This is a genomic window from Guyparkeria halophila, from assembly GCF_034479635.1.
GTDB lineage: Bacteria > Pseudomonadota > Gammaproteobacteria > Halothiobacillales > Halothiobacillaceae > Guyparkeria > Guyparkeria halophila.
Map to the genome: position 1 here is coordinate 1,879,119 of NZ_CP140153.1, position 24,686 is coordinate 1,903,804.

At 64.7% G+C, this 24,686-nt stretch carries 22 protein-coding genes; 9 read left to right on the forward strand and 13 right to left on the reverse strand.

The genetic code is table 11. The features are described 5' to 3' along the window. Window positions 1-29: 29 nt before the first annotated feature. The 4 genes from typA to SR882_RS08545 all read right to left on the reverse strand — a co-directional run bounded on the left by typA (window position 30) and on the right by SR882_RS08545 (window position 4,623). Window positions 30-1,859, reverse strand: a complete 1,830-nt coding sequence (gene typA, locus SR882_RS08530; RefSeq protein ID WP_322520826.1) for a translational GTPase TypA — start codon at window positions 1,857-1,859, stop codon at window positions 30-32. A 564-nt stretch (window positions 1,860-2,423) separates the two neighbouring features. Continuing rightward, entirely contained in the window at window positions 2,424-2,924 is a 501-nt protein-coding gene (locus tag SR882_RS08535) for a hypothetical protein (RefSeq protein WP_322520827.1), read from the reverse strand. A 368-nt stretch (window positions 2,925-3,292) separates the two neighbouring features. Beyond that, window positions 3,293-3,853 (reverse strand): hypothetical protein, encoded by a 561-nt coding sequence (locus tag SR882_RS08540; RefSeq protein ID WP_322520828.1) that lies wholly within the window; start codon window positions 3,851-3,853, stop codon window positions 3,293-3,295. A 335-nt stretch (window positions 3,854-4,188) separates the two neighbouring features. Then, window positions 4,189-4,623: a hypothetical protein gene (locus SR882_RS08545; RefSeq protein WP_322520829.1), complete on the reverse strand. Its 435-nt coding sequence runs from the start codon at window positions 4,621-4,623 to the stop codon at window positions 4,189-4,191. 664 nt (window positions 4,624-5,287) lie between these two features. Between SR882_RS08545 and SR882_RS08550 the strand changes: the two genes are divergently transcribed. From SR882_RS08550 to mltF, 9 genes are all read left to right on the forward strand, one after another. Next, window positions 5,288-7,387 (forward strand): BCCT family transporter, encoded by a 2,100-nt coding sequence (locus tag SR882_RS08550; protein WP_322520830.1) that lies wholly within the window; start codon window positions 5,288-5,290, stop codon window positions 7,385-7,387. A 165-nt stretch (window positions 7,388-7,552) separates the two neighbouring features. Further along, entirely contained in the window at window positions 7,553-8,437 is an 885-nt protein-coding gene (gene dapF, locus SR882_RS08555; protein WP_322520831.1) for a diaminopimelate epimerase, read from the forward strand. Between the two features lie 177 nt (window positions 8,438-8,614). Continuing rightward, a complete protein-coding gene (locus SR882_RS08560) occupies window positions 8,615-9,316 on the forward strand; it encodes a DUF484 family protein (RefSeq protein ID WP_322520832.1) in 702 nt (233 codons plus the stop codon). A 6-nt stretch (window positions 9,317-9,322) separates the two neighbouring features. Beyond that, the gene (locus SR882_RS08565; protein ID WP_322520833.1) at window positions 9,323-10,330 is read left to right on the forward strand and encodes a tyrosine recombinase XerC; all 1,008 of its coding nucleotides are present in this window, start codon (window positions 9,323-9,325) and stop codon (window positions 10,328-10,330) included. A gap of 79 nt (window positions 10,331-10,409) precedes the next feature. After that, on the forward strand, window positions 10,410-10,958 hold the full coding sequence (gene hslV / locus SR882_RS08570; protein WP_322520834.1) for an ATP-dependent protease subunit HslV: 549 nt from the start codon (window positions 10,410-10,412) through the stop codon (window positions 10,956-10,958). After that, a complete protein-coding gene (hslU, locus tag SR882_RS08575) occupies window positions 10,955-12,289 on the forward strand; it encodes an ATP-dependent protease ATPase subunit HslU (RefSeq protein ID WP_322522408.1) in 1,335 nt (444 codons plus the stop codon). The genes hslV and hslU overlap by 4 nt, the downstream gene beginning before the upstream one ends. Window positions 12,290-12,302: 13 nt before the next feature. Then, window positions 12,303-12,749, forward strand: coding sequence for a DUF971 domain-containing protein (locus SR882_RS08580; RefSeq protein ID WP_322520835.1), 447 nt, complete (start codon window positions 12,303-12,305; stop codon window positions 12,747-12,749). Window positions 12,750-12,809: 60 nt separating this feature from the next. Continuing rightward, window positions 12,810-13,553, forward strand: coding sequence for a bifunctional demethylmenaquinone methyltransferase/2-methoxy-6-polyprenyl-1,4-benzoquinol methylase UbiE (gene ubiE, locus SR882_RS08585; protein ID WP_322520836.1), 744 nt, complete (start codon window positions 12,810-12,812; stop codon window positions 13,551-13,553). Between the two features lie 2 nt (window positions 13,554-13,555). Then, complete coding sequence (gene mltF / locus SR882_RS08590) at window positions 13,556-15,064, forward strand: membrane-bound lytic murein transglycosylase MltF (protein WP_322520837.1); 1,509 nt, start codon at window positions 13,556-13,558, stop codon at window positions 15,062-15,064. A 66-nt stretch (window positions 15,065-15,130) separates the two neighbouring features. On the opposite strand, the gene pyrF is transcribed toward mltF, so the two are convergent. From pyrF to SR882_RS08635, 9 genes are all read right to left on the reverse strand, one after another. Beyond that, complete coding sequence (pyrF, locus tag SR882_RS08595) at window positions 15,131-15,835, reverse strand: orotidine-5'-phosphate decarboxylase (RefSeq protein ID WP_322520838.1); 705 nt, start codon at window positions 15,833-15,835, stop codon at window positions 15,131-15,133. Window positions 15,836-15,837: 2 nt separating this feature from the next. Next, complete coding sequence (locus SR882_RS08600; protein WP_136866342.1) at window positions 15,838-16,134, reverse strand: integration host factor subunit beta; 297 nt, start codon at window positions 16,132-16,134, stop codon at window positions 15,838-15,840. Window positions 16,135-16,334: 200 nt separating this feature from the next. Continuing rightward, window positions 16,335-18,008, reverse strand: a complete 1,674-nt coding sequence (rpsA, locus tag SR882_RS08605) for a 30S ribosomal protein S1 (protein WP_322520839.1) — start codon at window positions 18,006-18,008, stop codon at window positions 16,335-16,337. 162 nt (window positions 18,009-18,170) lie between these two features. Continuing rightward, entirely contained in the window at window positions 18,171-18,839 is a 669-nt protein-coding gene (gene cmk / locus SR882_RS08610; RefSeq protein WP_322520840.1) for a (d)CMP kinase, read from the reverse strand. A gap of 22 nt (window positions 18,840-18,861) precedes the next feature. Then, window positions 18,862-20,217, reverse strand: a complete 1,356-nt coding sequence (aroA, locus tag SR882_RS08615; RefSeq protein WP_322520841.1) for a 3-phosphoshikimate 1-carboxyvinyltransferase — start codon at window positions 20,215-20,217, stop codon at window positions 18,862-18,864. Window positions 20,218-20,272: 55 nt separating this feature from the next. Then, window positions 20,273-21,187, reverse strand: a complete 915-nt coding sequence (locus tag SR882_RS08620; protein WP_407653370.1) for a prephenate dehydrogenase — start codon at window positions 21,185-21,187, stop codon at window positions 20,273-20,275. Continuing rightward, on the reverse strand, window positions 21,187-22,359 hold the full coding sequence (gene hisC, locus SR882_RS08625; protein ID WP_322520843.1) for a histidinol-phosphate transaminase: 1,173 nt from the start codon (window positions 22,357-22,359) through the stop codon (window positions 21,187-21,189). Before hisC ends, SR882_RS08620 begins: the two co-directional genes overlap by 1 nt. Continuing rightward, the gene (gene pheA / locus SR882_RS08630) at window positions 22,359-23,504 is read right to left on the reverse strand and encodes a prephenate dehydratase (RefSeq protein WP_322520844.1); all 1,146 of its coding nucleotides are present in this window, start codon (window positions 23,502-23,504) and stop codon (window positions 22,359-22,361) included. The genes hisC and pheA overlap by 1 nt, the downstream gene beginning before the upstream one ends. Before the next feature lie 15 nt (window positions 23,505-23,519). After that, window positions 23,520-24,683 (reverse strand): 3-phosphoglycerate dehydrogenase family protein, encoded by a 1,164-nt coding sequence (locus tag SR882_RS08635; RefSeq protein WP_322520845.1) that lies wholly within the window; start codon window positions 24,681-24,683, stop codon window positions 23,520-23,522. Window positions 24,684-24,686: the final 3 nt, after the last annotated feature.

Below are 24,686 nucleotides of genomic sequence, written 5' to 3' on the forward strand. Positions count from 1 at the left end.
CGAGCCGGCACCCGCCATCAAATCCGCGATCAGGAGCCTCGGCCGGCGCGCTTGCGCTCGTTCTCGGTCAGGAACTTCTTGCGGATGCGAACCGACGCGGGGGTGACCTCGACCAACTCGTCATCGTCGATGAATTCCAGCGCCTGCTCAAGCGTGTAGCGAATCGGCGGGGTCAGGGTGAGCGCCTCGTCGGTACCGGCGGCACGGACGTTGGTCAGCTTCTTGCCCTTGAGCACGTTGACGGTCAGGTCGTTGTCGCGGGCGTGGATCCCCACGACCTGGCCTTCGTAGACCTCGTCGCTGTGACCGATCATCAGGCGGCCGCGGTCCTGCAGGTTGAAGAGCGCATAGGCCAGTGCCTTGCCGGTGTCCGAGGCGATCAGTACGCCGTTGTTGCGCTGGCCGACCATGCCCGGCTGGTACGGGCCGTAGTGATCGAACACCGAGAACAGCAGGCCGCTGCCCTGGGTGGCGGTCAAAAACTCGGTGCGGAAGCCGATCAGCCCGCGCGACGGGATGATGAACTCCAGGCGCACGCGGCCCTGGCCGTCCGGCTCCATGTTGCGCATCTCGCCACGGCGCTCGCCGATCTTTTCCATCACGCCGCCCTGGTGCTGCTCCTCGATGTCGACGACCAGCTGCTCGTAGGGCTCCTGCTTGGCGCCGTCGACCTCGCGGACGATGACCTCCGGACGCGAGACGCCCAGCTCGTAGCCCTCACGGCGCATGTTCTCGATCAGCACCGACAGGTGCAGCTCGCCGCGACCGGAGACACGGAACTTGTCCGGATCGTCGCCCTGCTCGACGCGCAGTGCCACGTTGTGCACCAGCTCACGCTCGAGGCGCTCGCGGATCTGGCGACTGGTGAGGTACTTGCCCTCACGGCCGGCGAACGGCGATGTGTTGACCTGGAAGGTCATGGAGACGGTCGGCTCGTCGACGGTGAGCGCCGGCAGTGCCTCGACGTTTTCCGGGTCGCAGAGCGTGTCGGAGATGTAGAGCGGATCGACGCCGGAGAAGGCGATGATGTCGCCGGCCTGGGCCGAATCGACCTCGACACGATCGAGGCCGTGGAAGCCCATGATCTGCAGGATACGGCCACTACGGACCTCGCCATCGCGCCCGACGATCTTGACCTGGGTGTTGGTCTTGACCCGGCCGCGCTTGATCCGGCCGACGCCGATCACGCCGACGTAGGAGTTGTAATCGAGGCTGGACACCTGCATCTGGAACGGACCGTCCGGATCGACGTCCGGTGCCGGAACGCGCTTGGTGATCGTCTCGAACAGCGGGGTCATGTCGCCGTCGCGGACATCGTCTTCGAGGCCGGCGTAGCCGTTAAGCGCCGAGGCGTAGACGATCGGGAAATCGAGCTGGTCGTCAGTCGCACCGAGGCGATCGAACAGGTCAAACACCTCGTTGATGACCCAGTCGGGACGCGCACCCGGACGGTCGATCTTGTTGATCACGACGATCGGCTTCAAGCCGTGCTCGAAGGCCTTCTGGGTGACAAAGCGCGTCTGCGGCATGGGGCCGTCGACGGCGTCGACCAGCAGCAGCACCGAGTCGACCATCGACATGACCCGCTCGACCTCACCACCGAAGTCGGCGTGTCCCGGCGTGTCGACGATGTTGATGCGCCAGTCCTCGCCCTCGGGGGACTGCCATTTGATCGCGGTGTTCTTGGCCAGGATCGTGATGCCCCGCTCCTTCTCGATCTGGTTGGAGTCCATGACCCGTTCACCGTGATCGGTGCGGGCATCGAGGGTGCCGGATTGCTGCAGCAGGCGGTCGACCAGCGTGGTCTTGCCGTGGTCAACGTGGGCGATAATGGCGATATTACGGAGATTGGCGATCACAAAAACGGGTCCAAGGGGTTGAAATAAGGCGCGCAGTATAAACACAAATGCCCTTCGGACCGAGCCAAATCGGCAAATCCGTCGCCCCTGCCGACACGGGGCCTTCAGGGTCGGCTCGTGCGAAACATCCTCGCCAGCAGGAGGCCGTGTACCTTGATCGTCACCGCCCCAAGCCTTTCCCGTCGATTTCCGCCTTCCGGGCCCGTCCCGCCACCTCGAACTCCCGCAACCTGGCGCGAAGCTTTTCGGCCATGGAAGCGACAGGTCGGACCTGGTCGCCAGCACATATCGCGTCGACCAGAACGCTAGCGCGCCACGAGAAGCGGGTAGCCGAACGCTGTCGGCACGGGGAAGGAAAGTAAGCAGAAACCCTCAACACCGACAGCGATGGATGATGATGCATCGCACGACGAAACCCTGGACGCGCAGCATCACACACCCTTCCTAGCGCATCATTTGCGGCGACGGGATCGACACTCTAAATGCGCTCAGCGCCAAGTTTTCCAAGCGAAAAACTCGCGAAGACAGCAGGTTAGCCAGGTCCGACCCCGTCACCGTTGCTCATCAGCGTTTCCTCCCTATGGTAAGTTCAAAATAGGGTTTGATGCCCGCAAGCGCACCAATACCGAGGAACAATGACTTGCGCCATTCCTCCTGCGATTCCCGGTACATCACGATGCGGAAACGCTCCTCGCGTCCACGCTGCTCGTAGAAATCCATGCACAGGTTCACGATTTCCAATACTGCCGGTTGAGGGATTTCGTCGGATTGGTATAGCCAAATGGTGTAACTGCCCGGAACTCCTGAAATTGCAAACCAAGGGCTTTCACGATCATGCGCCACGGGCACACCGTGTTTTTTAAGTATTTCCAAGGCCTCATAGTCAACCGTATCCTTGAATTCTGCATAGGGGTATTTGCCAGCCATTGCGGTCGGAACGATAACCAGTTGGACAAGCACAAAGAGCAACTGTGCGGCCCGCACGATGCGCGACAAACGGCTCAACGATGTTGATTCCCTTTTCATCACTGCCCCTTCCCGAATGACGACCTTGAAATTCGCCATGGCTGGCTCATGGCATCCCGGGCCTTGCTGGAGCAACGGATCACCGCGCTTTCCCAGACAGAGATTCGATGAACGTTCGCCTGCATGCCCTGCCCCCACGCCGAAGGTCCGATGCGATGTCCGGCCGCAGCCGGCCAACTGGTCCCGTACCTCGCTCACTCGCGAACGGAGCGTGGATGCAACCATGGTCAGCAGCTTGTCTTTCCGTGCGGCCGGGTACGCCTTCCTGCCAATCGATGAGCGCTTGGCTTATGCCCATGTCGAATCTCCGGTTAAATGTATGATCAAAAAGGAGCGCATGGGGATCGCCCGCCATGCGGTAGTGCGACCACAAACACACAGCCAGCGCGCACCGGAAGGCGGCAGGATTATCCTGGCCCGACCCCGCCACCTTGCTGATCGGGACCACGCCTGTGCTTAAACCAGACGTATACGATTGGCAGCAGCGCGAGAACAAAAAAAACAGTCATTTCTACGGGAATGGATTTGTAACTGCGAACTCGATGAGGCTTTATTTCGGACCAATCCTTGACCAAATTTTCGCCCACTTTGATTTGATTCAGGTAGTCAGTAGAGCCGTAAAAAAAATCAACATAAGGCTGGCTCCAAATCTTCACACGCTCGCCTAAAATAAGCGCCTGTTGCTCGTTTGTAAGACAACCATGGAATTTGACGATCTCCCCATCGTCCAGCGCCAAATGAATATTCGCGCCGCACCTCGTTTGCCACCGAAGATTGACTTCTTTCACAACACCCGTGGTTACATCCATCTCGTCCAGACCCGGAACAGCATTCAGAGCATCGATAGCCCAAATGACAGCCAAAAGAAGGAAAAAACCTGAAAACCAATACATAAGTATGGAAACACGGTTCCGGAGGGCGCGCTCCACAAAGACCAAGTGGAAATAATTAAGAATGTTTTTAACCATTACTATCAACCTGTAACTTGACTATGTGATATCCGAATAGGGACACCAAAATCTTCCCGGTCAGGGTCGGACGTATGATACGTGCTCGGATAAGTGGGGTCGGAACTGCTCTTCAGTTCATTGACAGGCTGAGATAAAGGACCAGAAAACACCAGTTATTCCTCTTTTAAGCGGCCAATTTCCAGGTTGGAATTGGGCATGTAGGTGCCGAACGAATCGCGTAACCATGTCGTCTCGCGGGCCGGCTCAACTCGCCTTGTGTGCGCTTCCGGGCCCATCTACCCCTGGACTTCTTCCATGAACGGCTTACTGCCCGCCGTCAGGTGCTCGGACCATCAAGAGTCCCTCTGCATACGATCCTCCGCCAGGGCCTGCTCGACCCATGCCGGACGCGCTGTGCGCAACTGGGCACTGCCATCAATACCCAACGTTTGTTGCAGTGTCTGTGAATCGATAACCCGATAGCGGCATGGCGGCGACAGAATCTTGAGGTAACCACAGGCTTCCCATTCCACGGGATGGGCAGCCTGGTCGGCACGGACCATGTTGAGATCGATATACAACAAGGTTCGCGAACCATCGGCTTGCATCACGTCGATGATCGGCGCGCGGCTTTGCTGAGATCCAACGCACACCGGGCGGCGAACGCGCCGCGCATGGCGACAATGCCACCCAGCCGAATGGCCGTCGGACAGCCATACCAAGAAGATAGAGATCAGAGAGATCCCACGGGAGGGCGCGAGTGCGCCCCGTGTGAGTGCGTCGTCCATCCGTGACAACCTCAACCATCAGTCCATTAGAATATGCTGGAGCTGACCACCCTTTTCTTGGCGAGTCAAACAATCCAACCACCAGGTAGCCAACAGCAGCCGGTCCATCTCAACCAATTGATATTACGATACAAACTCCATTCAAACCCGCCCACTTCCGCCTTAGAGTGCCAATCCCTTTGATGGAATAAGTGACCGAAGGAACTGTCAACGCAAGCTCGGACATGCCGCGCAAACGTGGATGCACCCTCCCACCTCGCCCCGGTGGCATCGGTGAGCGACGTGCCAGACTTGCCCTGGTATACGGAAACGGCGCACCCGACATCCCTCCCTAGGACGCCTTTGACGGGGGATAAACAGGCCCTCTCAGGACGTTCAGCACCCCGCGCCGGATCTATCAAAGACACTCTTATGTATACAGAACGCTAGCGAGGCACGACCCCGTCAAAACCCGGTAATCACAAAAGCCCAACCAACCGAGGCAGAAAAAACCAAAAGTCGGCACCGGCGCCGCCAAAACGGCCCGAACAAACGGCTCGTGGCCGTGAAGATCAGCAAAAACACGGTCTGGGTGATATACCTACGGGGTCCTGGTCGCCGAGTCCCCTACTCGGGCATTCCGCGACACCACGTATAAGAACGAACGAGAATGCAAGGAGCCTCCATGAGCACCACCCCCACTGCCGGCAAGCGCACGACGCTGCTGATGCCGGTCTTTCTGCCCGCGGTGATCGTTATCGCGCTGCTGGTCATCGGCACGGTGATCAACCCCGATCGCGCCGGGGACATCTTCGCCCGGGTCCTGGACTGGATCACCAGCGATTTCGGCTGGTTCTACATGCTGGCCGTGGCCATCTTCCTGGTCTTCTTCATCGCCGTGGCCGTCTCGCCCTGGGGGAATATCAAGCTCGGCCCGGACCACTCCGAGCCCGAATACAGTTTCCCGGCCTGGTTCGCCATGCTGTTCTCGGCCGGCTACGGCATTGCGCTCTTGTTCTTCGGCGTCGCCGAGCCGGTGCTCCACTTCGCCAGCCCACCCAACGGGTCGGCCGAGACCATCGATGCGGCCAAGCAGGCGCTGCAGATCGCGTTCTTCCACTGGGGCTTTCACATCTGGGCCATCTACGGCCTGGTCGGCCTGGTACTGGCCTACTTCGCCTTCCGTCACGGGCTGCCACTGTCGATGCGCTCGGCGCTCTACCCGCTGATCGGCGAACGCATCCACGGCCCGATCGGCCACACGGTGGACGTGTTCGCCATCCTCGGCACCATGTTCGGCATCGCCACCACGCTGGGCCTATCGGTGGCGCAGATCAACGCCGGCCTGAACTACCTGTGGCCGAACATCCCGGTCAACACCACGGTGCAGATCATCGCGATCGCCGTGATCACGGCCGCGGCGACCGTCTCGGTGGTCGCCGGCATGGACAAGGGGATCAAGCGCCTGTCGCAGCTGAACATGATCATGGCCATCGCCCTGGTGCTGTTCGTGTTCCTGATGGGGCCGACCGTCTTCCTGCTCGAGGCCTTCGTCGAGAATACCGGCTTCTATCTGTCGAATATCGTCGAGCGCACCTTCAGCCTGCAGGCCTACGAGTCGAGCGACTGGATCGGCAACTGGACCCTGTTCATCTTCGGCTGGACCATCGCCTGGGCGCCGTTCGTCGGGCTGTTCATCGCGAAGATCAGCCGCGGGCGGACCATCCGCCAGTTCGTGCTGGGCGTGATGTTCGTGCCGACCATCTTCACCTTCTTCTGGTTCACCGTCTTCGGTGACACCGCGCTCAACGCGATCATGCACGAGGGGGCCGAGGCCCTGATCGGCCAGGTGCAGACGGACAAGGCCATCGCCCTGTTCAAGCTGTTCGAGATGCTGCCGCTCACGCCGATCATCTCCTTCCTGACGATCGTGCTGATCATCACCTTCTTCGTGACCTCCTCGGACTCCGGCTCGCTGGTGATCGACTCGCTGGCCTCCGGTGGCGCGATCCAGACACCGGCCCTCCAGCGGGTGTTCTGGGCCGTGCTCGAGGGCGTGGTCGCCTCGGTGCTGCTGCTCGCCGGCGGGCTGGGTGCCCTGCAGACGGCCTCGATCACTGCCGCCCTGCCGTTCGCGATCATCATGCTGATCGCTGCGGTGGGCATGTGGCGCGCGTTGCAGATCGAGGGGCATCGCGAGGTCAGCCTGCAGCACCACATGAATGCCGGTCGTCACGGCAGCCTCGGCGGGGTCGACAACTGGCGCAAGCGCGTGACCAACATGGTCAGCTTCCCGAAGCGCGAGCCAGTCGCCGCGTTCATCCGCAACGACGTGGTCGAGGCGATGCAGCAGGTGAGTGAGGAACTGAAGACCCAGGGCTGGCCGGTCGGCTCCGACTTCGACGAGGAGCGCTGCCGCGCGCATATCAACGTCACCAAGCCCGGTACGATGGAGTTCATCTACGAGGTACGCCTGCGCGGCTATGCCAAGCCGGGCTTCGCCTTCCCGGAGCAGGACCGATCGCTCGACGGCGACAGCCACTACTACCGCGCCGAGGTCTACCTGCGTCGGGGTGGTCGCTCCTACAATATCTACGGCTACGACCGGGAGACCGTCATCAGCGACATCCTCGACCAGTTCGAGAAGTACATGCACTTCCTGCACACCTCCCCGGCCATCCTGCCGTGGAAGATGGAAGAGCATGACGATGACCTCCACACCCAGCGGATCCGTCAGCTGGGCAAGGACAAGGGCAGCCAGGCCGGGCCGGCCACCGACAGCTGACCTCCCGGCACGCCCCCACCCACCAACCCGCCACGATCGTGGCGGGTTTTTTTGCGCCTCACGCCCCCCGCAACCCACTCGAATCAGCCGGGTTTCACGCCCCGGCCGACGGCCTCGGGTGATAGAATTGGCACCAAACGACACCCAATCACGACGAGGGATTCCATGGCCCAACGGCTGGCTTTCACCAAGATGCACGGACTGGGCAACGACTTCATGGTGGTCGATGCCGTCAGCCGCCGCCTGCCGGTCGCCGACTGGCTGACCCCAACGCGCATTCAAGGCTGGGCCGATCGGCATTTCGGCATCGGCTTCGACCAGTTGCTGCTGATCGAACCGCCGAGCGGCAGGAAAGCCGATTTCGGCTACCGGGTCTTCAATGCCGATGGCGGCGAAGTGGAACAGTGCGGCAACGGCGCGCGCTGCTTCGCGCGGTACGTGGCCGAGCGCGGGTTGACCGACCGGCGCGACATCCGTGTCGAGACCGCCGGCGGGCCGATCGTGTTGCACCTGACCGAAGACGACCGCGTCCGGGTCGACATGGGCCGGCCCCGATTCGCCCCCGAGGCGATTCCGTTCAAGCCGCCGATCACGGCCAGCGAATCGCCCTACACCCTGATGCTCAGCGGAAAGCCCGGCGGCCTGGATCAGGTCACGCTGGAGGCCGTCTCGATGGGCAATCCGCACGCGGTCGTTCAGGTCGGGGATCTCGAGGGCTTCCCGATCGAAGCGGTCGGCTCGGCGCTCGAGTCGCACCCGGCCTTCCCGCGCCGCGTGAATGTCGGTTTCGTCGAGCAGCATCGTCCCGATCACATCGGCCTGCGGGTGTTCGAGCGCGGCGCCGGCGAGACGTTGGCCTGCGGCACCGGTGCCTGCGCCGCCGTCGCCGCCGGCATTCATGCCGGGCGACTGGAGTCGCCCTGTCGGGTCGACCTGCGCGGCGGGACGCTGTCGATCGAGTGGTCCGGCCGCGAGGACGACTCGCTGTTCATGACCGGGCCGGCCACCTTCGTCTTCGATGGCGAGGTCCCGATCGACCCGGCCGGATGACGGCGTCGCCGCTGCATTGCCGAGCCCGGCACGCGGGGGTAAGGTAGATGCTTGAAAGGTCTGCCGGAATCCGACCCGTTTGCGAGGCTTGCCCCAAGGTTTGCCCCCGACGGCATCGGATTCGCGCGGAAGCGCCCGGAGAGGCGCCTGCTGCCAATAACCATCAAGGGATTACGCATGAGCGAGAACGTGGCCTACGAACTTGCCGACTCGGATACCGAGGTCGACACCCAGCAGACACCCAGCGCCGAGGCGGTGCTCGCCTACCTGCGCACCCATCCGGACCTGTTCCTCGAGCACCCGGAAATCCTCGATCACATCGAACTGCCCGGCCCGCCCCAACCGGTGGTCTCCCTGCACCACTGGCAACTGCGACGCTGGCGCGGTCAGGCCCTGCGTCATCGTCATGCCCTGGATCAGCTCCACCAGGTGGCCGCCGACAACGCCGAGGCCGACCGCCTGTTGCACCGCTTCTGCGAAGGGCTGCTGAACACCACGGATCGCTCCCCGGCGACGCTGGAAACACAGATCCAGGCCGACTTCGAGATCGACACCTGTCGAGTCGTCCCGCTGGCCGATCTCGACGGCGATACCCGCAAGCTGCTGGCCGGCTGGCTGGACAACCCCACCCCGTTCTGCGGGCGCCCGCACGACACGGTGCGTGAAAGCCTGTTCGGTGATGCGTTGCCGCAGACCGGTTCGGTGGCGCTGATCGCCGTACCGACCCCGGTGGCTGGCCCCACCCGGCACATCATCGCGCTGGGCCGCCGCCTGCCGGATGGCTTCAATCCCGCCCAGGGCACGCACTTTCTCGAACAGATCGGCGAACTCGCCGGCGCATTTCTCGAGCAAGCCGCGAGCGACAACGACCGCCACTGATCCACCGTGCCCGCCGCCCCGCTGAAAACGGCCTTCGATCGGGCGACCGAGGCACTGGCCGCCGACCACCGACTCAATCCGCTCACCCGCAAGGCCTACCAGGCCTCGTGGGCGCGGCTGGCCGACCATCTCAACACCCTTGGCATCGACTCGAGTGCCGCGGTCGACGATCGGTCGCTACGCCGTTTTCTCGCCGAGCTGGCCCGCGCCGGCCAATCGCCCCGTTCGATCGCCCGCCACGTCAGCGCCGTCAAGCGTCTGCTGGGCTTCTGGCAACAGCTTGACCTCGACTGCCCGGCCGATCCGCTGTTGCTCAAGGCGCCCAAGGCAGCCAGACGCCTGCCGGATGCCCCCGATGTCGAAATACTGACCCGCCTGCTCGACGGCCCGAACGGGTCGACAGCCAGCCCCACGGACAAGCAGCACCAAACCGCGGCACGGCAGCGCGCGGTGCAGATCCGCGCCTTGCGGGATCGCTGCCTGTTCGAATGGCTTTACGGCAGTGGCCTGCGACTGGCCGAAGTGGTCGGCCTCGACCTGACCGACTTCGACCTGGCTGCCGGTCAGGCACGCGTGACCGGCAAACGCGACAAGACCCGCATCGTGCCGGTCGGTCGCCAGGCCCGCGCGGCGATGCAGGACTGGCTGACCGCCCGTCGCGAATGGGATCGGGCCGGCACCACGGCCGTGTTCATCAACGACCGCGGCCGGCGACTGTCGGCCCGCTCGGTGCAGCTGCGCCTCAACCGCGCCTCGCGCCAGGCCGGACTCGACGCCCCACTGCATCCCCACCAGTTGCGACACGCCTTTGCCACCCACGTGCTGGAATCCTCGGGTGACCTGCGCGCCGTCCAGGAGATGCTGGGACACGAGAGCCTCTCGACCACCCAGATCTATACCCACCTCGATTTCCAGCATCTGATGGGCGTTTACGAGCGCGCCCACCCGCGCGCCATGCGCCACGGCCGGGACAAAACCGGGGACGACACCCCGAGCGGCGACAAGCCGGGTTGAAAAGCCCAGCCATCGCCTACACTGTCCTCCCTTCAGAACGCCCTATCGGCCCACCCATCAACCGGACCCGATCGCTTCCATGGCTCACCACGAAGAAACCCTTTACGGCACCACCATCCTCTGCCTGCGCAAAAACGGCCAGACCGTCATCGGCGGCGACGGCCAAGTCACGCTCGGCCACACCGTGGTCAAGGGCAACGCCCGCAAGGTACGCACCCTGTACGACGGCAAGGTGATCGCCGGCTTCGCCGGTGCGACCGCCGATGCCTTCACCCTGTTCGAACGCTTCGAGGCCAAGCTGGAGAAATACAGCGGCAATCTGCTGCGCTCGGCCGTCGAACTGGCGAAGGACTGGCGCACCGACCGAATGATGCGCCGGCTGGAGGCGATGCTGGTGGTCGCCGACCGCAACGCCATGCTGACCATCAGCGGTAACGGCGACGTGATCGAACCCGAAGACGCGCTGATCGCGATCGGTTCGGGCGGCGCCTACGCCCAATCGGCCGCCACCGCCCTGATGCGCCACTCGGACCTCCCGGCGCGCGAAACGGTGGAAACCGCCCTGCACATTGCCGGGGATATCTGCATCTACACCAACCACAAGCTCACCATCGAAGAACTCGACTGATGAACCTGACACCTGCACAGATCGTCTCCGAACTCGACAAGCACATCGTCGGCCAGCACGCCGCCAAGAAGGCGGTGGCAATCGCCCTGCGCAATCGCTGGCGTCGCCAGCAGGTCGACGAACCGCTCAAGAGCGAGATCACGCCCAAGAACATCCTCATGATCGGCCCCACCGGCGTGGGCAAGACCGAGATCGCCCGCCGCCTGGCCCGGCTTGCCAACGCCCCGTTTTTGAAGATCGAGGCAACCAAGTTCACCGAGGTCGGCTACGTCGGCCGCGACGTCGAATCGATGATCCGTGATCTCGCCGAATACGCGCTGAAGATGGTGCGCCAGGAGGCCATGGTCGAGGTGCGGGACCGCGCCAAGGTGGCCGCCGAGGACCGCGTGCTAGACGCGCTGCTGCCGGCCCCGCGCGACCCGTGGCAGAGCGACGACAGCCACGGCCAGGAGGCCTACCGCAACACCCGCGAGAAGTTTCGCGACAAGATCCGCCGCGGCGAGATGGATGACCGCGAGGTCGAGATCGAACTGCGCCAGACCCCGGCCGGCATCGACGTGATGACCCCGCCGGGCATGGAGGAGATGGCCAGCCAGCTGCGCTCGGTGTTCCAGAACATGAGCCAGGACAAGACCCAGACCCGACGCATGACGGTCGCCGAGGCCCTGTCGGCCCTGACCGAGGAAGAGGCCGCGAATCTCGTTAACGAAGAGGAGATCCGGGCCGAGGCGGCCGAGCGCGTCGAGCAGAACGGCATCGTCTTCATCGACGAGATCGACAAGGTCGCCAAGCGCGCCGAACAGGGGGGCGGCGAGGTATCGCGCGAGGGCGTGCAGCGCGACATGCTGCCGCTGATCGAGGGCTCGACCGTCAACACCAAGGTGGGCATGGTGCGCACCGACCACATCCTGTTCATCGCCTCCGGCGCCTTCCACGTCGCCAGCCCCTCGGACCTGATCCCCGAACTGCAGGGCCGCCTGCCGATCCGGGTCGAGCTCGAAGCGCTTTCCAGCGACGATTTCGTCCGCATCCTCACCGAACCGGATGCCGCGCTGACGCGCCAGCACACCGCGCTGCTGGCCGCGGATGGCCTGTCGATCGAATTCACCGATGACGCGATCCGGCGCATCGCCGAGATCGCCTTCGAGGTGAATCACCGCACCGAGAACATCGGCGCCCGCCGCCTGCACACGGTCATGGAGCACCTGCTCGAGGAACTGAGCTTCGAAGCGAGCGGCGAGTCGAAGACCCTCTCGCTCGATGCCGACTTCGTCGAGGAACGCCTGGGCGAACTGGCGCGCGACGAGGACCTGAGCCGCTACATCCTGTAATCCGAGGTACCGCATGGCAGACAACCACCCCGCCCCGCGCCAGATCCGCCTGGCCAAGGACCGCCGTTCGCTGGGCCTGGTCTTCCCGGATGGGGCCAGCTTCGATCTCGCGGCCGAGTACCTGCGCGTATTCAGCCCGTCGGCGGAGGTGCGCGGCCACGGCGGTGGCGAGATGATGCTGGTGCTCGGCAAGGAGCGCGTGAAGATCACGGACGTGCAACCGGTGGGTCGTTACGCGGTCAAACTGGTGTTCGACGACGGCCATGACAGCGGGCTGTACGACTGGGGCCTGCTGCGCGAACTGGGCGACCGCCGCGATGAACACTGGAACTACTACCTGGAACGACTGGCCTCCGCGGGCGTCGAACGCGATCTGGAACGCGACCCCGGGCGCGCCGAACCGGCCGCGCCTTACGATGTATTATCGACACCCGGCTCGGCAGGCAAGCTCGACGACTGATCCGGGTCGTCGGCGCCGAGCCGAGCTGTCGACACCGCCCACCTGACGAGAGAACCGACCATGACCGAGAAGACGCACTTTGGCTACCGGGAAGTCCCGCGCGACGAGAAGTCCCGGCTGGTGGGTTCGGTCTTCGATTCCGTGGCCGCGCGCTACGACCTGATGAACGATGCGATGTCGCTGGGCATTCATCGGCTGTGGAAGCGCGTGGCGCTGGAGTACACCGGCCTCAGGCGCGGCGGCCAGGCCCTGGACCTGGCCTCGGGCACCGGCGATCTGGCCGCCCGCATGGCGCGCATCGTGGGTGACACGGGACTGGTCGTCCTGTCCGATATCAACGCCAGCATGCTGTCCATCGGCCGGGAGAAGCTCGACGAGCAAGGCATCTTCAACAATGTCGAATACAGCCTGGCCAACGCCGAGGACCTGCCGTTCGAAAGCAATCGTTTCGACTGCGTGACCATCGGCTTCGGCCTGCGCAACGTCACCGACAAGGCCCGCGCGCTGGCCGAAATGGCCCGGGTGGTCAAGCCCGGCGGTCGCGTCGTGATCCTGGAGTTCTCCAAGCCGACCAGCCCGCTGGTCGAACGGGTCTACGACGCCTACTCCTTCTCCGCCCTGCCGGTGATGGGCAAGCTGCTGGCCAATGACGCCGACAGCTATCGCTACCTGGCCGAGTCGATCCGCATGCACCCCGACCAGGAGACGCTCGAGCGCATGATGCTCGACAACGGTTTCGATCACGTCGACGTGCACAACCTCACCTTCGGCGTGGTTGCCATCCACGTGGGCTTCACGTTTTGACGATGCCCCCGCGGCAACGCGGGATCGGCCGCTGGCTGATCCCGCTGATTGGCGTGGGCGCCCTGTTCGCCGCCCCGCTTGGCTGGTGGATCCAGACCTGGACGCCCGCCGACCGACCGGCCCGACTGGCCGCCATCGATGTCGCCGAAAGCTTCAAGCGCAACCCGCAGCTCGAGCAGGTGCGTGACCGCGGTGTGCTTCGGGTCGCCACCCTGATCGAACCCACCCTCTACATCCCGGACAGCTACCGCCCCCAGGGGCTCGAATACGACCTGACCGGACGATTCGCCGAACGCCTCGGGGTGGACGTGGAATACGTGGTGGTACCGACCATCGAAGCGGCCTACGAGGCCGTCGCCGACAATCGGGTCGATCTCGCCGCGGCCGGGCTGGCCATCGATCCGGCGCGCATGCAGCGCTTTCGTTTCGGACCGCCCTACCTCACGGTCAGCCGCAAGCTCATTCATGCCACCGACCAGCCGTCTCCCACCGGGCTTGATGACATCGACGGGGCCAGCATCGCCCTGCCAACCGGCTCGGCGAGCCGGTTCTGGCTCGAGCGGGTCATCGCCCAGGACAACACCATTCGCCTCGACGTGGTGGAGGAGCAGGACAAGCTCGCGATTCTCGAGGGGATTCGTCACGGCGACATCGACTACGCATTGGCGCTCTCGCATATCGCCCTGCTGGCTCACAAGCTTTCCGACGAGGTGGCGATCGGGCCGATCGTCGGCCCGCCGGTGGCCTTGGCCTGGGTGTTCTCGCGCCACGCGGACGAGTCACTACTCCGGGTGGCACGACGGTTCTTCGCCGAAGCCCGCAGCGACCGGCAGCTCAAGATGCTGGTCGATCGCCACTACGCCCAGTTCGAACGACTCGACGAGTCACTCTCGCGACGCTTCCTGCAGGATCTAGACACGCATGCCCGCCCCTATCTGCCCACGTTTCGCCGGGCCGGCAAGCGCTACGAAATCGATTGGCGCCTGCTCGCCTCGGTAGGCTACCAGGAATCCAAGTGGCAACCGGACGCGGTGTCACACCAGGGCGCCTATGGGCTGATGCAAATCGTCCTGCCCACGGCACGGGATCTCGGCCTGACCAATCCCGCCAACCCGACGGCGAACATCATGGCGGGTGCCAAGTACATCGCCCAGCTGCGTGACCTCGTCCCCGAACAGGCCACCGAACCCGATCGCACCTACCTGGCGCTGGCCGCCTACAACGTCGGCATCGGCCATCTGCGCGACGCGCTCGAATTGACGAGCCGACAAGGCGGCGATCCCACCCAATGGGCGGACGTGCGCGAACGCCTGCCCCAGCTCTCCGATCCCGCGATCTACCGAGAGATGCGATATGGCTACGCCCACGGCAACGAGACCGTCAATTACGTCGAAAACATTCGTGCCTTCCACGACCTGATGATCTGGGTGGCCACCCGCAAGGACCTCCTCGCCGACCGACAACCACCCCAACCGCTGCCAGGCATGGCGATGAAAACCGGCTCACCATGAAAAACGCCCGTCTCGCCAAGCGACACGGGCGTCTCTCGTTTTGGCACAAGCCGCGTGGCTCGCGGATCAAAGCTCGGCGACAATCGCCTCCAGCGCCCTGCCCGGGTCACCCGCCGCCGTAATCGGTCGGCCGATCACCAGACTGGTCGCCCCGTTCGCCAGCGCCTCGCTGGGCGTGACCACCCGGCGTTGGTCGTCACGGGCACTGCCCGCGGGGCGCACCCCGGGGGTGACCACCAAGCCACCCTCACCGGGGAAGAGCGCCCGCATGGCCGACGCTTCGCGTGCCGAACACACCACCCCGTCGAGACCGGCCGCCGCGGTCAGTCGAGCAAGACGCTCCACCTGAGCCTCGGCCCCGTCGCTCACGCCCACCTCGGCCAGATCGGCATCCTCCATCGAGGTGAGTACCGTCACGGCGATCAGGGCCGGCGCGTCCTCGGCGCCCCCGATTGCCTCGCGGGCCGCCTCGAGCATCCGCCGGCCACCGCTGGCATGGACGTTCACCAAGGCGACGTCCAGATCGGCCGCGGCCCGGCAGGCCTGGGCCACCGTGTTGGGGATGTCGTGAAACTTCAGATCAAGGAACACCGGAAAGCCGCGTTGCCGGGCCCATTCGATTGCCTTCGGCCCAAGGGCCGTGAAGGCTTCCTTGCCGATCTTGATCCCACAGAGCGACGGGTCGAGCGCGCCGAGCAGCCCCCGCACACGCCCTTCGTGCGCGGCATCCAGGGCCACGTAGATACGTGGCTGGGGACGATGGCGAGCCACGCTCAGTCCTCCTGTTTCACGGCCGCATTGACCCGCTCGCGCAATTCCTTGCCGGGCTTGAAGTGCGGCACGTACTTCGCCCCCAGCGACACGGTCTCGCCGGTCTTGGGATTACGACCCAGGCGTGGGCGACGATAGTTGAGCGAGAAGCTGCCAAAACCACGAATCTCGATCCGGTCGCCACCACTCAACGCATCCATCATCTCGTCGAGCATCAGACGTACCGAGGTCTCGATATCGCGCATGGGCAGATACTGCTGGCGATCGGCCAGCCGTTCGATCAGCTCCGACTTGGTCATCGGTCTATCTCCGTTGCCGCCCCGAGGGGCGCACAGCTAATGTTTTGGTGAAACCCCCGGTGAACCGGGGATTCCAAGGGAATTCGCGGCTTCCCCGCGCTCCGCTGGGGCCGGAGTCGACCTCCGACACGGACTGGCGGGGATAGCCATAAAAAACGCCATCACAAAGGATGGCGTTTTTCGGACACGACGGTTCCGAGTTACTCGGAGCGGCCGAGCTGTTCCTTGAGCAGATCGCCCAGGGTCGGCGACGAGGTGCTCGGCGCCTTGCTCAGCTCGTCCATCGCCTCGGCTTCCTCGGCGTGATCCTTGGCGCGGATCGACAGGCTGATCATGCGGTTCTTGCGATCGATACCCATGAACTTGGCCTCGACTTCCTCACCTTCCTTCAGGACGGTGCGGGCATCGTCGATACGCTCGCGAGCGATGTCGGAGGCGCGGATGTAGCCTTCGATGCCTTCGGCCAGCTCGACCACGCCGCCGCGGGCGTCGACTTCACGCAGCGTGCCCTTAACGATGCTGCCCTTCGGGTTGTCGGCCGCCCAGTTGGACAACGGATCGTCCTCGAGCTGCTTGAGGCCCAGCGAGATGCGCTCGCGCTCCGGGTCGATGGCGATGACGACCGCCTCGAGCTCCTCGCCCTTCTTGAACTGGCGCACGGCGTCTTCGCCCGGCTCGCTCCAGGACAGGTCGGACAGGTGGACCAAGCCATCGATGCCGCCTTCGAGACCGATGAAGATACCGAAATCGGTGATCGACTTGATCTGGCCGGAAACCTTGTCGCCCTTGGTGTGCGATGCCGCGAAGGCGTCCCACGGGTTCGGCTGGCACTGCTTCATGCCCAGCGAGATCCGGCGGCGGTCCTCGTCGATGTCCAGGATCATCACCTCGACCTCGTCGCCGACGTTGACCAGCTTGCCCGGGTTGACGTTCTTGTTGGTCCAGTCCATCTCGGAGACGTGTACCAGACCTTCGACGCCATCCTCGATCTCGACGAAGCAGCCGTAATCGGTGATGTTGGTGACCTTGCCGAACAGGCGGGTGGAGGTCGGGTAGCGACGGGAGATGTCGCTCCACGGATCCTCGCCCAGCTGCTTGAGGCCGAGCGAAACACGGTTGCGCTCGCGGTCGAATTTGAGCACCTTGACGTCGATCTCGTCACCGATGTTGACCATCTCGGACGGATGCTTGACGCGCTTCCACGCCATGTCGGTGATGTGCAGCAGGCCATCGATGCCGCCGAGGTCCAGGAACGCACCGTAGTCGGTGAGGTTCTTGACGATACCGCGGAGGACCATGCCTTCCTGCAGCTGCTCGAGCAGAGCCTCGCGCTCGGCGCTGTACTCTTCCTCGACAACCGCGCGGCGCGAAACGACCACGTTGTTGCGGCGCTGATCGAGCTTGATGATCTTGAACTCGATGTCCTTGCCTTCGAGGTAGGTGGTGTCCCGGATCGGGCGCACGTCGACCAGCGAACCCGGCAGGAACGCACGGACGTCGCCGAGCTCGACGGTGAAACCACCCTTGACCTTCCCGGAAATGCGGCCGGTGACGATCTCGTCGTCGTCGAAAGCCTTCTCCAGCTTCTTCCACGCACGGGCACGCAAGGCCTTTTCACGCGACAGGCGCGTCTCGCCGAAACCGTCTTCGACGGCATCAAGGGCGACTTCGACCTCTTCACCGACGCTGATGTTCAGCTCACCGTTCTCGTCACGGAACTGGTCGGTGGGGATGATACCTTCCGACTTCAGGCCGGCGTCGACGGTGACGTAGTCATCGTTGATGTCCACGACCTTGCCGTAGACGATCGAGCCCGCCTGCATGACGGCGTTCTGGAGGCTTTCTTCAAAAAGCTGGGCAAAACTTTCAGACATTAATCCGCATTTCCAAAGGGTTGACGACTGGACGTTCCAAAAGCTGTCCGTCGTGGTAAAAAAACACTGGCGTATCCGGTCCCTGGGTTTGCCAGACAAACGGGTTGATGAGCGGGCGGAATTGCCCGTACAAAAACACGAGTCGATGGCCCCGCCGTATCGCTACTCGTCCCGATCGGTGAGCCGATCCTGGATGTAGCGCCACAGCGTGGCCTCCACCTCGTCGATGGAAAGATCGCTGGAATCAACGACTAACGCATCTTCCGCCGGCCTGAGCGGCGCGACCGAACGATTGCGATCCCGCTCATCCCGCTGACGAATCTCCTCGACGAGGGCGGTAAAACTAGCATCGAATCCATTCTCGATCAACTGCTTATAACGCCGGTCGGCGCGCACCTCCGCGCTCGCGTCGAGAAAAATCTTCGCCGGCGCCTCCGGGAAGACCACCGTGCCCATGTCACGGCCGTCGGCGACCAGCCCCGGGGCCCTGGCGAAATCACGCTGCCGCTGCAGCAACGCCTCGCGCACCTCGGGTCGGGCGGCAATCTGCGAGGCGATCGCCCCGGTGGTTTCGGTGCGCAGCTCCCGGCTGACATTCTCGTCATTGAGGAACACGTTGCCCTCTTCGTCGAAACGGCAAGCCAGGTGGCGCGCGATATCGACGATTTCGGGCGCCTGCGGGGCAAGGCCCGCGTTCTGGCTGGCCAGTGCGGTCAACCGGTAGAGCGCTCCGGAGTCGAGCATGCCGAAGCCCAACCGGGCGGCAAGCCGTCGGGCGATCGTGCCCTTACCCGAGCCACTGGGGCCGTCGATGGTGATGACAGGGACCATTGGGACCTCCTAAAGCGAAAATTCAGTGGCGCGACAGCTCAAGGCAACCGCCCAGCCGGTTGAACAACTCGGCAAACCCCGGGAACGACGTCTCGACGAACTGACAGTCGTGGATGGTCACCTCGCCACGGGCCTTGAGCCCGGCAACGGCAAATGCCATCGCGATCCGGTGGTCGCCCTGCGCATAAATCGTCGCCGAGCCGAACGGCGTCGGCTCGCCGCGACCCTCGATGATCATGCCGTCGGCCGTCGGGGTCGCATCGATACCGAGCTTGGCCAGGCCGTCGGCCATGACCGCGATCCGATCGGATTCCTTGACCCGCAGTTCCTCGGCCCCGGTCAGCACGGTGCGTCCGGTCGCACAGGCCGCGGCGACGAAAAGGACCGGGAACTCGTCGATCGCCAACGGCACCAGCGCCTCGTCGATCGCGATGCCGTGGAGCGGCGCACTCTTGACGCGCAGATCCGCGACCGGTTCGCCACCTACCTCGCGACGGTTCTCGATGCGGATATCGGCCCCCATCGCCTTGAGGATGTCGATCACCCCGGTACGGGTCGGGTTCAGTCCCACATGGGTGAGCAGGATCTCCGAGTCGGGGACGATGCTTGCCGCCACCAGAAAGAATGCCGCCGAGGAGATATCCGCCGGGACCTCCAGGCGACGCCCTTCCAGCCGACGTGTCGTGGGGTCGGCCTGCTCGATGCAGACCCGAGCGCCGTCACGCGCAACGCCCACGCCCAGGCCGGAGAGCATCCGCTCGGTGTGATCGCGCGTCGGGGCCGGTTCGGTCACACAGGTGCAGCCCTCGGCGTACAGGCCGGCGAGCAGTACGCAGGATTTCACCTGCGCACTGGCCATGGGCATCGCGTAGTCGATCGCCTTGAGCGACTGACCGCCATGGATTTTCAGCGGCGAGCGGCCCTCGGGGCCGGCGTCGATGCGCGCACCCATCGCGACAAGGGGGTCGATGACCCGCTTCATGGGCCGGCGCGACAGCGAGGCATCGCCCTCGAGCACCGAGTCGAAGGCTTGCCCGGCAAGGATGCCGGACATCAGCCGCATCGAAGTGCCCGAGTTGCCGACGTAGAGCGGCTTTTCCGGCTGTTTCAAGCCATGCAGGCCCACGCCCTCGATGGTTACCCGCCCGGCCTCGGGGTCGGTGATCGACACCCCCATGGCCCGGAAACAGCGCAGGGTATTGAGGCTGTCCTCGCCCTCGAGGAAACCACTGATCTCGGTGGTTCCGCTCGCCAGCGAGCCAAACATGATCGAACGATGCGAGATCGACTTGTCTCCCGGCACCCGCGCCTCGCCCTCGAGCGCTTGAGAGGCGGTACTGCGATAGATCAGGGAAGCGGAATCATGAACTGCGGTCATGGCGCGGTCATCCGGGGTTGGGCTGAAAAAGGATTGGTGCGGACAAGCCGGCCGGTCAGCGGCCGGTCTCGTCCGCCTCGCTTACAGGGTTGGCCCCGTTAGCTTGGGCCACGGGATACAGGGCATCGCGCACGGCCTTCGCCTCATGGAAATAATGCTCGATCTTCTCGCCGTCGGCGGATTCCAACATGTCCCGCAGGCAGTCGAGCTCGGCGCGATAATGATCGAGCATCACCAGGATCTCGTCGCGGTTATCGAGGCAGATATCCCGCCACATGACCGGATCGGAGCTGGCAATACGCGTGAAGTCACGAAAGCCACCCGCGGCGTAACGAAACACCTCGTAACGCTCGGCCAGCCGGGCGAGTGCCGAGACCATCGCGTAGGCCGCCGCGTGCGGCAAGTGGGAGGTGGCCGCGAGCACGTGATCGTGGTGGGCCACCTCGAGCCGTTCGATGCGGGCCCCGGTCGCCTGCCACATCGCCTCGATGCGGGCGACGTCCTCGGCGCGGTTCTCCTCGATCGGCGTGAGGATCACGCGATGACCGCGGTAGAGATCGGCGGTGGCGGCCTCCGGGCCACTGCGCTCGCGCCCGGCAATCGGGTGCCCCGGGACGAATCGGGCCAGTTGCCCGGCCGACAGATGCGCCCGCGCCCGCTCGACCACGGCCCCCTTGACGCTGCCACCGTCGGTAACCAACGCGTCGCCCGGCAGGCACGCAGCCAGCTCGCCGAGCACCGCATCCATCGCCTTCACCGGCGTGGCCACGAAGACCAGGTCCGCCCCCGCGACCGCCTCGGCAATCGAATCGGCCGGTCGGTCGATCAGGCCGAGCCGCTCGGCGGCCAGCCGGGTGTCGAGTCGACGCGAGTAACCGACCACCTCGCCCACCTCACCGCGCTCGCGCAGGGCTAGGGCCAGCGAACCGCCAATCAGGCCGGTGCCGATCAACGCCAGGCGTCGGAACATCATGCCGAGGCGTCCTCGTCGCCAAGCCTTGCCAACACCCGCTCGAGCGCCTCGATGACGCGCGCGTTCTGCTCGGCCGTGCCGATGGTGATGCGCAGCGCCTGCGACAACCCGCCGCAAGCCTCCATGCCACCGAGTGGCCGGACGATGACGCCCTCGCGCAAGAGGGTCTCGAACACCCGGCCGGCGGCGAACGGCGTGAGCACCGTGATGAAGTTGGCCCGGCTGGGCACGGTCGACCAGCCCTTCGCCTCGGCGGCCTGTTGCCACTGGACCAGTCCGGCCCGGTTGACCGTGCGGCTCTCGGCAATGAACTTGTCGTCGTCCAAGGCAGCCTCGGCGGCGCGCAGGGCGAGTGCGTTGACGTTGAACGGATGACGCACACGATCGAGCAGGCTCGCGATGGCCGGATCGCTCACCGCGAACCCGACCCGCAGGGCCGCCAGACCGAAGATCTTGGAGAAGGTGCGCGTCACCACCAGGTTCGGGTAGTGCGCGAGCAGTTCGATGCCGTTCGGGAAGGCCGGATCGTCGACGTACTCGGTATACGCCTCGTCGAGCACCACGACCACGTGCGGCGGCACGGCATCCAGCAGCGCGCGCAGTTCGGCGGCCTCGACCCAGGTCCCGGTCGGATTATTGGGGTTGGCGAGGAACAGCACACGGGTGCACTCGTCGACCGCGGCGGCCATCGCCTCGAGATCCGCACCGAAGGGCATCTCGGGGTCATCAGCCGGGCGTGCCGGGACCACCTTGGCCTCGGCGCCGGCGGCCTGGGTCGCCAGCGCGTAGACGGCGAAGGCGTGCTGAGAGAACACCGCGTTGACACCCGGCTCGAGGTAGGCGCGTGCCACCAGTTCGAGCACGTCGTTCGAGCCGTTGCCCAGCGTGACCTGTTCAGCATGCACGCCGAAGTGACTGCTGATCGCCCGCTTGAGATGAAACCCGCTGCCGTCCGGGTAGACGTGCAGGTCGGCCAGCCCGGCCTGGATCGCCTCGACGGCGCGCGGCGACGGACCGAGCGGGTTTTCGTTCGAGGCAAGCTTGAGCACCTCCTCGATACCGTATTCGCGCGCGACCTCCTCGGCCGGCTTGCCCGGGACGTAAGGCCGGATGGCCGCGACACAGTCGCGCACCCGCCCGAACGACAGCTCGGTCTCGTTCACGCCCATCAGTCGCCTCCCGGCTGGCTTATCACCGGCACCGGGTAGGACCCCAGCACCCGCAGTTGACCGCAATGGGGGCGCAACTGCTCGAGCGCCACCGCCACCGCCGGCTCGTCGCGATGGCCGGCGATATCGATAAAGAACACGTAATCCCAGACACGATCCCGGGCGGGACGTGACTCGATGCGCAGCACATCGATGCCCGCCTCGGACAGCGGCAGCAACAGACGTGTCAGTGCGCCCGGCTCGTTGGTCACCGACAGCAGCAAGGCCGTCTTGTCGTTGCCCGAGGGGGCGACCGGCTCGCGGCCGAGCACCGCGAAACGGGTGGTGTTCTGGACGTTGTCCTGAATGTTCGAGGCGCGCACCACCAACCCATGACGCTCGGCGGCGAACGTCGGGCCGATGGCGAACACCTCGGGGTCGGCAGACGCCTGCTGGGCGGCGGCGCTGTTGCTGGACACGGCCATGCGCTCGATGCCCGGGAAATGGGCGTCGAGCCATTCACGGCACTGGGCCAACGACTGGGCATGCGAGACGATCACGCGCGGCGTATTGCCGGCATCGGGATGCGCCATCAACTGCTGGTCGATGCGCAGCGCCACCTCGCCGCAGAGCAGCAGGTCGCTGCCGGCGAGCGAGTCGAGGGTGACCGAGACACTGCCCTCGGTGGAATTCTCCAACGGCACCACGCCGTAATCGACGCTGCCCGCGGCGACCGCCCGGAAGACCTCGGGGATGCCCGGCTCGAACTGCAGCCGGCCACCGTGGCCGAAGGCCGCCGTCGCGGCCAGCTCGGAGAAGGTGCCCGACGGCCCCAGTGTGGCGATCGCCAACGGCCGCTCGTGGGCGAGGCAGGCCGACATGATCTCGCGGAACAACCAGGCAACGGTGTCATCGTCCAGCGGACCGGGATTGAGCTCACGGATGCGGGAAAGCACCTGCGCCTCGCGCTCCGGTCGATAGAACGATTGTCCCGATTGATGCGCGGGGTCGCGCTCCTTGATGAGCGCGACCTGCTCGGCCAGGCGCGCACGCTGGCTGAGCAGGTCGAGAATCTGCCGATCGATCGAGTCGATCAGCACCCGCACCCCGTCCAGGCTCTCGAGCAGTGCCGCGTCAGCCGCGGACTTGGCGTTTGTGCCGCCCATGGGCCCGACGGGGGCTTAGAGCAGGCGCAGGCGCAGAACGCCGTCGATCGCCGCCAGCTCGTCGCGGGTCTCGGCCGGCACCTCGCGGTCGACGTCCAGCAGGGTGTAGGCCACCTTGTCACGCGACTCGTTGACCAGGTGCTCGATGTTCACGCCGGCCTTGCCGAGGATGTGCGAGATCTGACCGACCATGTCCGGACGGTTGAGGTTGGCGATCGCGATGCGCTGGGCGCCGGAACGGGCCATCTGCACGTGCGGCATGTTGACCGCGTTCTTGATGTTGCCGTTCTCGATGTAGTCACGCACCTGGTCGGCAACCATGATCGCGCAGTTGTCCTCGGCCTCGTCCGTGGACGCACCCAGGTGCGGCAGGGCCAGGCACTTGGGGTGGTTCTTGGTCAGGTTGGTCGGGAAGTCGCAGACGTAGGACAGGGCCTTGCCGTTGTCCAGCGCGTCGACCATGGCCTGTTCGTTGACGATACCGGCACGGGCGAAGTTCAGGACCACGACGTTGTCCTTCATGAACGCCAGGCGCTCGGCGTTGATCAAGTCACGGGTGGCGTCGATCAGCGGCACGTGCAGGGAAACGAAGTCGGCCTTGGCCAGCACTTCGTCGACGCTGCCCGCCTGGTGGACGTCCGGCGACAGCTCCCAGGCGCGCTCGACGCTAATGCCCGGGTCGAAGCCGATCACGCGCATGCCCAGCGCCTTGGCCGAGTTGGCCACGCGTACGCCGATCGCGCCCAGGCCGATGATGCCCAGGGTGCGACCCGGCAGCTCGAAGCCCTTGAAGTTCTTCTTGCCAGCCTCGGTCGCCTTGTTGATCTCCTCATCGGAACCCTCGAGCTTGCGCGAGAAGTCCCAGGCCGGCCCGATGTTGCGGATCGACATCAGCATGCCGGCGATGACCAGCTCCTTGACAGCGTTGGCGTTGGCGCCCGGGGCGTTGAAGACCACCACGCCCTGGTCGGTCATGCGGTCGACCGGGACGTTGTTGACGCCGGCACCGGCACGGCCGATCGCCAGCAGCGACTCCGGCAGGTCCATGTCGTGCATCTTGGCCGAGCGAACCAGGATGCCGTCCGCCTCGTTCAGTTCGGCACCGATGTCGTACTGGTCGGTCGGCAGGCGCTCGAGGCCCTTGTTGGAGATGGCGTTGAGGGTGTGAATCTTGTACATGAC